This is a genomic window from Flavobacterium sp., from assembly GCF_049318325.1.
In the GTDB taxonomy this organism is placed as follows: domain Bacteria; phylum Bacteroidota; class Bacteroidia; order Flavobacteriales; family Flavobacteriaceae; genus Flavobacterium.
The window spans coordinates 1-10570 of record NZ_JBMOGQ010000077.1 but is presented as its reverse complement, the minus strand read 5'-3'; the positions used below and the strand labels follow the sequence as shown (position 1 = coordinate 10570).

Genomic DNA, 10570 nt, shown 5'->3' with positions numbered 1-10570 from the left:
TTTATGAACCAATTTAGTTGAAACTCGAACTGTTTTTGCCACATAGTCATAGAGCAAACTTTCATTGGCTGCTATTTCTGGAGAAACTTGAAGTTGGAGTTCGCTTGGCATTGTTTAATATTTTGGTAAAAGTAAGAATTTGAAAATTTGAAAATGTGTCAATTTGAAAATTGTTTACTAAAACAATTTTATAACAAAATCAGTATGTAACTTTGCTTGCTATTGAATTAATATGAGACAAATAAAACTAATCTGGGATTTTCGTGGAGAAGCTTCAGCCAAGACAGCAGAGCATCATGAAATTCATTTAAAAGAATACATTACAATCGAAAAACTTCCGCTGAACATTACAGGCTTTGAAATTATAAACGAAATGCACGCTATTGCTTTTATGGTCGTTACTGATGAAAACATGATCTCTGTAAGAGATGCTTTAAAGCCACATCGTGGGGAGATTTACTCAGTCTAATGTCATAAAGTCCAAAGTCATAAAGCAAAAAAATCAAGAGCCATCAGCTCTACTCTTTTGGACATTAAACTTCTAGAATTTCAACTAATTAGCAACTTCACTTATGAATTTTATTCGCATTAATCGTAACTCTTCGATATCGTAATCGCCATCAAATTCCTTAAGTGCATCTTCTATTTTATCCGATTCAGATTCCATAAAATAGTCGTGAATTTCTTCTTGCTGGTCTTCATCTAGTATGTCATTTACCCAGTAACTGATATTTAATTTGGTACCTGAATAGACGATTTGTTCCATTTCTTTAAGTAAATCATCCATTTTCATCCCTTTAGCTTTGGCTATATCTTCAAGCGATAATTTTCGGTCAATATTTTGAATAATGTAAAGTTTATTAGCTGAATTTGCTCCGGTAGATTTTACCACTAAATCGTCAGGTCTAATGATATCATTATCATCGACATAACGTGAAATAAGTTCAATAAATTCATTTCCATATTTTTTAGCTTTACCTTCACCAACACCATGAACATTACTCAGTTCATCACTTGTTATTGGATACTTTAAAGCCATATCTTCTAAAGATGGATCTTGAAAAACCACAAAAGGTGGAACTCCTAATTTCTTAGCTACTTTTTTACGTAAATCACGAAGCATACTCATTAGCACTTCGTCAGCTGTTCCGGAAGATTTTGCTGCTGTTACGATAGCATCATCCTCAACTTCATTATATTCGTGGTCTTCCGACATCATAAATGACGTTGGATTATTAATGAATTCATGACCTTTGTCTGAAACCTTCAAAATTCCGTAAGTTTCAATATCTTTAGTTAAAAGCCCGTCAACTAAAACCTGCCGAATCAATGCCATCCAATAACGCTCTTCAAATTTTTTGCCGGCTCCGAAAAACGTTTGTGAATCTGTTCTATAAGCCTTTATCATTGCATTAACTCTTCCAATGAGCGTAAAACAAATTTCTTTTGATTTATACAAATGTTTGGTATCTCTAACAATTTCTAAAAGCAGTTTGACTTGATCTTTTGCTTCAATTTTTGTTTTCGGATTTCGAACATTGTCATCCATATCGGCTCCTTCACCGGTTTCGCTGTCAAATTCTTCACCAAAATAATGCAATAAGAATTTACGACGCGACATCGAAGTTTCAGCATAAGCAACAACTTCTTGCAGCAACGCATATCCAATTTCTTGTTCAGCTATCGGTTTGCCAGACATGAATTTTTCTAGTTTTTCTACATCTTTATAGGAGTAATAAGCCAAGCAATGCCCTTCACCTCCATCTCGACCGCCACGTCCTGTTTCTTGGTAATAACTTTCTAATGATTTTGGAATATCATGGTGTATTACAAAACGAACATCGGGTTTGTCTATACCCATTCCGAAAGCAATTGTGGCTACCACCACGTCAACATCTTCCATGAGAAACATGTCCTGATGTTTGGCTCTGGTTTTAGCATCTAAACCTGCATGATAAGGTACAGCAGAAATTCCGTTAACTTGTAAAACTTCTGCAATTTCCTCAACCTTTTTTCGACTCAAACAATATATAATTCCGGATTTCCCCTTATTCTGTTTTATAAAACGGATGATATCAGATTCTATATTTTTGGTTTTAGTACGTACCTCATAAAATAAATTTGGGCGATTGAAAGAAGCTTTAAAAGTGACAGCATCTGACATATCCAGATTTTTAAGTATGTCTTCCTGTACTTTTGGTGTTGCTGTTGCAGTCAAACCAATTACAGGAACATCGCCAATAAGTTTAATGATAGCTTTTAAATTTCGGTATTCGGGTCTGAAATCGTGTCCCCATTCTGAAATACAATGGGCTTCATCAATTGCAACAAAAGAAATTTTTACTTTTTGAAGAAACTCAACGTATTCTTCTTTAGTTAATGATTCAGGCGCAACATATAATAATTTAGTAATACCTGAAGTTATATCTTTTTTAACTTGATTTATCTCTGTTTTGGTAAGAGAAGAATTCAATACATGTGCTATTCCGTTTTCAGAAGACAAACTTCGAATAGCATCTACTTGATTTTTCATTAAAGCAATAAGAGGTGAAACAACAATAGCTGTTCCTTCTTGAATTAATGCGGGTAGCTGATAACACAACGATTTTCCACCACCTGTAGGCATAATAACAAAAGTATTTTTTTGATCTATAATACTTTTTATTACTTGTTCTTGTAATCCTTTAAATTGGTTGAACCCAAAATATTTTTTTAATGCTGCGTGAATGTCAATTTCGTTTAAATTCATTCTCTGTTAATGGTATTTTTACATAAATTTGCAGAGTTAAAGATACTACTTTCTTTATTACATGCAAATTTTATATTGATACAATTTTGATAAAAAAAGATAACATTCTTGCTTCAGCCAAAAAGACAATTTTGTCTGAAAGCGAATCTATTGCTAAGCTAACCCAATTTTTAGATGATAATTTTGTAAATGCTGTCGAAATAATCTACAAATCAAAAGGTCGTTTAGTTGTAACAGGAATTGGCAAAAGTGCCATCATAGCCCAAAAAATTGTGGCGACATTAAACTCAACCGGAACGCCTTCTCTTTTTCTTCATGCTTCTGAAGCTATTCATGGCGATTTAGGTATGTTGCAACCGAGTGACGTTGTAATTTGTATTTCAAAAAGCGGGAACAGTCCTGAAATTAAGGTTTTAGTTCCATTGTTAAAACGATTCGGAAATAAGTTGATTGCCATTACCGGAAACACTACTTCTTTTTTAGGAAAAGAAGCCGACTTTGTATTGAATACTTATGTTGATTCTGAAGCTTGCCCGATTAATTTGGCACCTACCAATAGTACCACAGCACAATTAGTTATGGGCGATGCCATTGCAGTTTGTTTGATGGAAATGAAAAATTTTACTGCTGAAGACTTTGCCAAATACCATCCTGGTGGTGCTTTGGGTAAAAAATTATTGCTTCGTGTTTCGGATATGCTTGATACAACGCAAAAACCAATTGTGGCTTCGGATTCGACGATAAAAAATGTAATCATTGAAATATCTGAAAAACGATTAGGAGTAACTGCCGTTATTGAAAATGAAAAGGTTATCGGAATTATAACAGATGGAGACATTAGAAGAATGCTGAATAAAACGGAAAATATTTCAGGATTAACAGCGCAGGAGATAATGACCAAAAATCCAAAAACCATAAAATCAACAGATATGGTTAGCGATGCCTTGAATATTCTTGAAGACTTCTCTATTACGCAATTAGTAGTTGTTGACAATGGAGAATATAAAGGAGTAATTCATTTGCATGATATTTTAAAAGAAGGCATCATCTAATGGCAAAAAAAGCACTCAATGAAATGTCATTCTTAGATCATCTTGAAGAGTTGAGATGGTTGTTGGTTAGAAGTTCAGCGGCCGTTGTCATTATGGGAATTGTCTCTTATTTTTTTGCAGATTTTATTTTTTCGGATTTGATTTTTGGCCCAACTGACCCAAGTTTTATCACCTATCGCTTTTTTTGTGAAGCTTCGCATTACCTTGGTTTTGCAGACAGCATTTGTATTACCGAACTAAATTTCATAATTCAGAATACTCAAATGGAGGGCCAGGTGAATATTTTTGTCTGGGTTTGTATAACCACTGGTTTTATATTGGCTTTCCCTTATATTCTATGGGAATTATGGAAATTTATTAGTCCGGCTTTGTATGAAAAAGAGAGAAAAAACGCAAAACTCTTCATTTTTGTAGCTTCCATTTTATTTTTCTTCGGGGTGCTTTTTGGTTATTTCGTAATCGTTCCAATGTCCGTAAATTTTTTGGCAACATTCTCCATAAGCAGCGTTGTAAAAAATCAATTTAGTATAGATTCTTATGTTAGCATGGTTAAAACAGCGGTTATTGCTTGTGGATTATATTTCGAATTGCCAATCATTATTTACTTCCTGACCAAATTAGGATTAGTAGGCCCAAATTTCTTAAGAAAATATAGAAAATATGCTGTTGTAATTATATTAATTATTGCAGCAATCGTAACGCCTCCAGACGTAGTAAGTCAAATTACCGTTGCCATACCCATGCTGATAATTTATGAAGGATGCATTTGGATTTCGGTATTTGTAGAAAAAAATAAAAAGTTAGATGAGCAAGCTAGTTGAAGAATTTAATGACTATCGTTCCAAAATGAACGAAAAATTATTGGCAGACAATAATAAAATTATAAAGCGAATTTTCAATCTGGATACCAATGCTTATGCTGAAGGTGCGCTTGATGTGAAAACAAAAGAACTACTTGGACTTGTTGCATCCACTGTATTACGATGTGATGATTGCATCAAATACCATTTGGAAACAAGTTATAAAGAAGGAATTACCAAAGAAGAAATGATGGAAGCTATGGGAATTGCTACTTTGGTTGGAGGAACCATAGTAATTCCACATTTGAGAAGAGCTTATGAGTTTTGGGAAGCACTAGAAGATTTGAAAATTTGAAAATCAATCAATTTGAAATTATCTTCCGAACGATTTGTTAACAGCAATTGTCAATCGTCTATTTTTTCTTAATTTTCCAAAATATTAATTTATATAAAAAATCTGATTTGGCATTTTCAAATTTCCAAATTATCAAATCTTCAAATTAATGAAATTAAGAGCCGAAAATTTAGTCAAAACCTATAAAGGCAGAAGTGTAGTTAAAGGCATTTCTGTGGAAGTAAATCAGGGTGAAATCGTAGGGCTTCTGGGTCCAAATGGAGCCGGAAAAACAACTTCATTTTATATGATTGTTGGATTGGTAAAACCAAATTCAGGCAATATCTATTTGGATGACATGGATATTACAGAATTTCCTATGTATAAACGTGCTCAAAATGGCATAGGTTATTTGGCTCAAGAAGCTTCTGTATTTAGAAAATTAAGTATTGAAGATAATATCTTGAGTGTACTTCAATTAACAAAACTATCCAAAGAAGACCAAATCGCTAAAATGGAAAGCCTAATTGCTGAATTTAGCTTGGAACATATTAGAACCAACCGTGGTGATTTACTTTCAGGAGGCGAACGTCGTAGAACTGAAATCGCTCGTGCATTAGCTACTGATCCGAAATTTATTCTACTCGACGAACCTTTTGCTGGTGTTGACCCAGTTGCTGTTGAAGATATCCAACGTATTGTAGCACAATTGAAAAACAAAAATATCGGAATCTTAATTACCGACCATAACGTTCAGGAAACATTGGCAATAACCGACAAAACCTATTTAATGTTTGAAGGTGGTATTCTAAAAGCTGGTGTTCCGGAAGAATTAGCTGCCGACGAAATGGTTAGAAAAGTGTATCTAGGGCAAAATTTTGAATTACGTAAAAAGAAATTACATTTTTAAAAATAAAAAAGCTTCCTAAACGGAGGCTTTTTTATTGACCATATTACTGATAACCGACAGTAAAACGTAGATTATAATTATCAGCGGAACCGCCAATATTTGAAGGAAAATCAACATCACAAAAGAAACTACTAAAAAAGAAATCTGCAGTTTGTATTTGGCAAAACTAAAATCCTTAATCTTTAGTGAAAATAATGGAATTTCGGCGTTCATGATATAAGCACTTAGAAAACACAATCCAATCATAACCCAATTATTATAAATTACTCCATTAAAGTTGTCGTCAAAAAAAAAAGCATTTATTAAAGGTAAGCTTGTAAAAAACAATGCGTTTGCTGGAGTTGGCAATCCAATAAAAGAATCTGATTGTCTTTCATCAATATTAAATTTGGCTAAACGATAGCAAGCGCCAAGAGTAATTATAAATCCTAAATAAGGCATATAACTTTCAGTACCAAAAGCAGCAGAATCTTCCATCAATTTAAACATTACAAATCCGGGAACTACACCACTGGTAACCATATCTGCCAACGAATCCAACTGAACTCCCAATGGCCCAGCTACTCCAAATTTTCGGGCAAAGAAACCATCAAAAAAGTCAAAGAAGATACCTAGGCACACAAAATAAAATGCCATTTCAAACTTTAAATCAATTGCCATTATCAAAGCCACGCAACCACAAAAAAGATTTAACATCGTGAATAAGTTGGGAATCTGCGCTTTGATATTCATCTTTAATCGTTTAGTATTTTTTATAGAATTACAAATTTAATACAATAAGTTAATCCTTTCTACGTTTTGTATTAAAGTTTTTTATTTGATATTTGTAAAAAGAAAAATTGCCTTGAAAAAAAAGATTGTTATTCTACTACTTTTTGTTTGCCTAATAACTCACGCACAAACCATTAGAAAATATTCCAATGAGTTTATGAATATTGGGGTTGATGCGGCTGCTTTGGGGATGTCTAATGCAGTAACAGCTTTCACAAGTGATGTAAATTCAGGCTACTGGAATCCGGCAGGTTTATTAAAAATTGAAGACAGTCAGGCTTCACTAATGCATGCAAGTTATTTTGCCAATATTGCCCAATATGATTATGCGGCTTACGCTAAAAAGATAGATAACCGAAGTGCATGGGGAATTTCAATAATTCGTTTCGGAGTAGATGACATTTTAAATACGACACAACTTATTGACAACGAAGGAAATATAGACTACAATCGTATAAGTCTTTTCTCAACCGCCGATTATGGCTTAACATTTTCCTATGCCAGACGCCCTACATTAATTGAAGGTTTACAATACGGTATAAATGCAAAAGTTATACGTAGAGTTATTGGTGAATTTGCCAGTTCGTGGGGATTTGGTTTTGATTTCGGATTGCAGTATGAAAGTAATGATTGGCATTATGGAATAATGCTTCGCGATATTACGACAACTTACAATATTTGGGCAATCGATGAAGATAAATATAATGAAATAAAAGATGCCGTAACTGGACAAAATCAAGAGCCACCTGAAAGTACTGAAATAACTCTTCCAAAAGCTCAATTGGGCATTTCTAAAAAATATGATTTTCATTCTGATTATACCTTACTTACAGCAGTTAATTTGAACATGCAATTTGCCCAAACAAATGATATAATTTCCAATAATGACTTTAGTATTGATCCAGCATTGGGGTTTGAATTTGGTTATACAGATTTAGTTTTTCTTAGAGCAGGTGTTGGAAATTTTCAAAATGTAGAGCAAATTGATGGAAGTAGAAAAGTCAACTTTCAACCTAATATTGGTCTGGGCTTTAAATACAAAGGCATTCAAGTAGATTATGCTTTGACAGATTTAGGCGACCAAAGTGCTGCTTTATACTCTAATATATTTTCAGTTAAAGTTGACTTAAGCATTTTTAGATAAAAATTATGTTCAAAAAAATTCTTTGTTGTACTATACTCCTATTCAGTTTCATTGCGTTTGCGCAAAGTCCGCCACTTTCTCAAGAAACTCAGGTCAGTATTTTTACCTGTGACCGAGGCGAAGAATTATATTCCACTTTTGGACACACAGCGCTTAGAATAAAAGACGAGAATAATGCACTTGATGTTGTCTATAATTATGGTTACTTTGATTTCAGGACAGAAAATTTCTACTTCAAATTTGTAAAAGGCGATTTGCAGTATTTTATGAATGTAACTTCTTATGATGATTTTGTTTTTGAATATAAATTAGATAGAAGAGAAGTTATTGAACAAACATTGAATTTACCATTAGAAAAAAAACAAGAATTGTTTAATGCCCTAAATAAATCTTTACTATCAGACGAAAAAAGCTATACCTATAAATTTATTGACAGAAACTGCACCTCAATGGTTGTCGATAAATTAAATGGTTTGTTTGACACTAAAAAAATTCAAAAGGTAGATGATAAAACAATTACTTACCGAACACTTTTATATCCTTATTTCGAAAATTATTTTTGGTACAAATTGGGAATTAATATTGTTTTTGGTGCAAAAACCGACCAAAATGCCGAAAAATTATTTCTTCCAATAGAATTCATGCATAGTTTGGATAAAGCAACTATTAAAGGAAAACCATTGGTTTCAAAGAAGGAAATTGTAGTGCAGGGTGTAAAGGTTCAACCTGAATTTTCGTTTTTCAACAGTATTTACTTAATCTTTCTAGTGCTTGTGATTTTAATTATCATCAACAAACGAATTCTATTTAAAGGTTATCTTTTTGTATGTGGAATTTTGGGTCTTTTTCTATGCCTAGTCGGTTTATATTCTCAGCATGAAGAATTGCTTTGGAATTATAATGCATTGCTTTTTAATCCATTATTTCTTTTGATTCCGTTTGTAAAGGAAAACTTTTTGAAAAAACTAAACATTACTATATTGGTTTTGATATTGATTTACAGCATAGTTATAATGACAAAACCACACCTAATGATTATGCTTCCATTTATTATTACCAATCTTTATATTTTAATTAAATTAAATGGGAGAAACCCTTTAAAACTATTGACCTCGATAAAGTAAAACAGTACTTAGTGTTTTAAAAATGATGTTAACGTCAAGAAAAATGCTACGGTGTTTAATATAGTATAAATCATATTGAAGCTTTATTAAACTATCGTCAATAGTTGCACCATATGAATAATTCACTTGTGCCCAACCTGTTAATCCAGGTTTTATAACATGACGGGTTTCATAAAAAGGCATTACCTCGGCAATTTCGTTTACAAAAATAGGGCGCTCTGGCCTTGGACCAATTACAGCCATTTCGCCTTTAAGAATATTTATAAACTGTGGTATTTCGTCCATTCTGGACTTTCTCATTATTTTTCCAAATGGTGTTACACGACTATCATTTATTGTGGCAAAAACAGCACCCTCCACCTCAGCATTTTTAACCATTGTCCTATATTTAATAATATTAAAAATTTTACCATTCTTGCCTACTCTTTCCTGAGTATAAAATAATTTTCCCCTGTTTCCGAATAGATTTCCAATTAAGATTAATGGAAAAATAATCAACCCAAATAATAATCCCGTTATAGATATTATTATCTCAAAAAGACGCACCATAATCAAATAAAAATGGTTTTGATTGTTTCTACTAAATGGAAAATAACGGTAGAAATCTCTAGAAACATATTGAACCGGAATTCGTTGAGTAATATTTTCATAAACCTGTGTATATTCACTGACGATATAACCGTTTTCTAATAAATGAATCAATTGATTATAAAGACTGACTGTTATTCCATCTGTTTTTTGAGACGCAACAACAACTTCGGAAATGGAATTTTTCTTAGCAAATACTTCGAGGTTATTAATGTCAATATTCTTTATTTTAATATCGTCATCAGTTTTAGTATCTGCACTATCCGAATTTACAAACCCCAAAATACGATAATGAGGATCGGCACTTTGAAGTGCATTAACCAGTTCTTTGAGTTGTTCCTTATCACAAATAAGGATAACTTTTTTTGAAAATCTATTTGAGGCAAAAAACCGCACATAAATCATTCTCCATAAAAATAATGCAATGAAAATAGCAATAAAAAAAATGAATATTTGAAGGCGATTATTAGGCAGAACCGGTGTGTAAAAAGGCGTTAATAAATAGAACAAAACCGTAATTGAGGAAGTTAGAATTATACTCTTTATAACTTGAAATTGATTGCTGGCAACTTGCAGATTATACATTTCAAAAACAGATCCGATAAAATTCAGGTAAACTCCTAAAACAATTGTCCAATAAAAATTGGTTTCTGAAATATTGAAATAATTGAATTTAAATAAAACACCCACTAAATACAAAGAAAGTAGCACAGAAATAACATCAAAAATCCGCAAAAGAATTTTTCTTTCTGAAACTTCAAAATGTATGTCCTTGAATTTCTTCATTTTATTTGTAAAAGAATTTTAAAATCATAAGTTACTAAAATTACCATTCACTCAAGTAATTCAATCCATTGCTTTTTAACTACTTCCCAATCAAAGCTTTCAACAGATTCTTTTCCTTTTTTTGATAAATTATGTGCCAGATTTGGTTCTGAGAAAAGGCGTTTAATTTGATTTGTCATTCCATCAATATCATCATCATCCACTAATAGTGCATTTACATTGTGCTCTAACAGATAAGGAATTCCCCCAACATTTGTCGACACTACCGGCAATCCCAAAGCCATTGCTTCAATTACACTTATAGGAGTATTA

At 32.5% G+C, this 10570-nt stretch carries 11 protein-coding genes; 7 read left to right on the top strand and 4 right to left on the bottom strand.

Annotated elements, in window-relative coordinates:
- Positions 1-232 precede the first annotated feature (232 nt).
- Positions 233-469: a hypothetical protein gene (locus tag ACOYLP_RS08005; RefSeq protein WP_422855655.1), complete on the top strand. Its 237-nt coding sequence runs from the start codon at positions 233-235 to the stop codon at positions 467-469.
- Between the two features lie 84 nt (positions 470-553).
- Here the strand turns inward: ACOYLP_RS08005 and recQ are convergent, their stop codons facing one another.
- Positions 554-2749 carry a DNA helicase RecQ gene (recQ, locus tag ACOYLP_RS08000; RefSeq protein ID WP_422855654.1) on the bottom strand — a complete coding sequence of 732 codons (2196 nt, stop codon included), beginning with the start codon at positions 2747-2749 and terminating at the stop codon, positions 554-556.
- Between the two features lie 86 nt (positions 2750-2835).
- On the opposite strand from recQ, the gene ACOYLP_RS07995 reads away from it, so the two are divergent.
- The 4 genes from ACOYLP_RS07995 (at position 2836) to lptB (ending at position 5845) form a co-directional block, all read left to right on the top strand.
- Complete coding sequence (locus tag ACOYLP_RS07995; RefSeq protein WP_422855653.1) at positions 2836-3801, top strand: KpsF/GutQ family sugar-phosphate isomerase; 966 nt, start codon at positions 2836-2838, stop codon at positions 3799-3801.
- On the top strand, positions 3801-4622 hold the full coding sequence (gene tatC / locus ACOYLP_RS07990) for a twin-arginine translocase subunit TatC (RefSeq protein ID WP_422855652.1): 822 nt from the start codon (positions 3801-3803) through the stop codon (positions 4620-4622). Before ACOYLP_RS07995 ends, tatC begins: the two co-directional genes overlap by 1 nt.
- Complete coding sequence (locus ACOYLP_RS07985) at positions 4606-4956, top strand: carboxymuconolactone decarboxylase family protein (RefSeq protein ID WP_422855651.1); 351 nt, start codon at positions 4606-4608, stop codon at positions 4954-4956. Before tatC ends, ACOYLP_RS07985 begins: the two co-directional genes overlap by 17 nt.
- A gap of 148 nt (positions 4957-5104) precedes the next feature.
- A complete protein-coding gene (lptB, locus tag ACOYLP_RS07980) occupies positions 5105-5845 on the top strand; it encodes an LPS export ABC transporter ATP-binding protein (RefSeq protein ID WP_422855650.1) in 741 nt (246 codons plus the stop codon).
- 15 nt (positions 5846-5860) lie between these two features.
- Here the strand turns inward: lptB and ACOYLP_RS07975 are convergent, their stop codons facing one another.
- On the bottom strand, positions 5861-6577 hold the full coding sequence (locus ACOYLP_RS07975; RefSeq protein ID WP_422855649.1) for a CDP-alcohol phosphatidyltransferase family protein: 717 nt from the start codon (positions 6575-6577) through the stop codon (positions 5861-5863).
- Positions 6578-6773: 196 nt separating this feature from the next.
- On the opposite strand from ACOYLP_RS07975, the gene ACOYLP_RS07970 reads away from it, so the two are divergent.
- Positions 6774-7760, top strand: coding sequence for a PorV/PorQ family protein (locus ACOYLP_RS07970; RefSeq protein WP_422855656.1), 987 nt, complete (start codon positions 6774-6776; stop codon positions 7758-7760).
- Between the two features lie 5 nt (positions 7761-7765).
- Complete coding sequence (locus ACOYLP_RS07965; RefSeq protein ID WP_422855648.1) at positions 7766-8884, top strand: DUF4105 domain-containing protein; 1119 nt, start codon at positions 7766-7768, stop codon at positions 8882-8884.
- Here the strand turns inward: ACOYLP_RS07965 and ACOYLP_RS07960 are convergent.
- A complete protein-coding gene (locus tag ACOYLP_RS07960) occupies positions 8864-10258 on the bottom strand; it encodes an exopolysaccharide biosynthesis polyprenyl glycosylphosphotransferase (protein ID WP_422855647.1) in 1395 nt (464 codons plus the stop codon). The genes ACOYLP_RS07965 and ACOYLP_RS07960 overlap by 21 nt on opposite strands.
- 47 nt (positions 10259-10305) lie before the next feature.
- On the bottom strand, positions 10306-10570 hold a 265-nt coding region (locus ACOYLP_RS07955), incomplete at its 5' end, for a glycosyltransferase (RefSeq protein ID WP_422855646.1).

Coding starts and splice junctions, on each gene's coding strand:
- ACOYLP_RS07960 (WP_422855647.1), bottom strand. CDS start 10,258: ATGAAGAAATTCAAGGACATACATTTTGAAGTTTCAGAAAGAAAAATT.
- ACOYLP_RS07985 (WP_422855651.1), top strand. CDS start 4,606: ATGAGCAAGCTAGTTGAAGAATTTAATGACTATCGTTCCAAAATGAAC.
- ACOYLP_RS08005 (WP_422855655.1), top strand. CDS start 233: ATGAGACAAATAAAACTAATCTGGGATTTTCGTGGAGAAGCTTCAGCC.
- tatC (WP_422855652.1), top strand. CDS start 3,801: ATGGCAAAAAAAGCACTCAATGAAATGTCATTCTTAGATCATCTTGAA.
- ACOYLP_RS07970 (WP_422855656.1), top strand. CDS start 6,774: ATGAATATTGGGGTTGATGCGGCTGCTTTGGGGATGTCTAATGCAGTA.
- lptB (WP_422855650.1), top strand. CDS start 5,105: ATGAAATTAAGAGCCGAAAATTTAGTCAAAACCTATAAAGGCAGAAGT.
- ACOYLP_RS07965 (WP_422855648.1), top strand. CDS start 7,766: ATGTTCAAAAAAATTCTTTGTTGTACTATACTCCTATTCAGTTTCATT.
- ACOYLP_RS07975 (WP_422855649.1), bottom strand. CDS start 6,577: ATGAATATCAAAGCGCAGATTCCCAACTTATTCACGATGTTAAATCTT.
- recQ (WP_422855654.1), bottom strand. CDS start 2,749: ATGAATTTAAACGAAATTGACATTCACGCAGCATTAAAAAAATATTTT.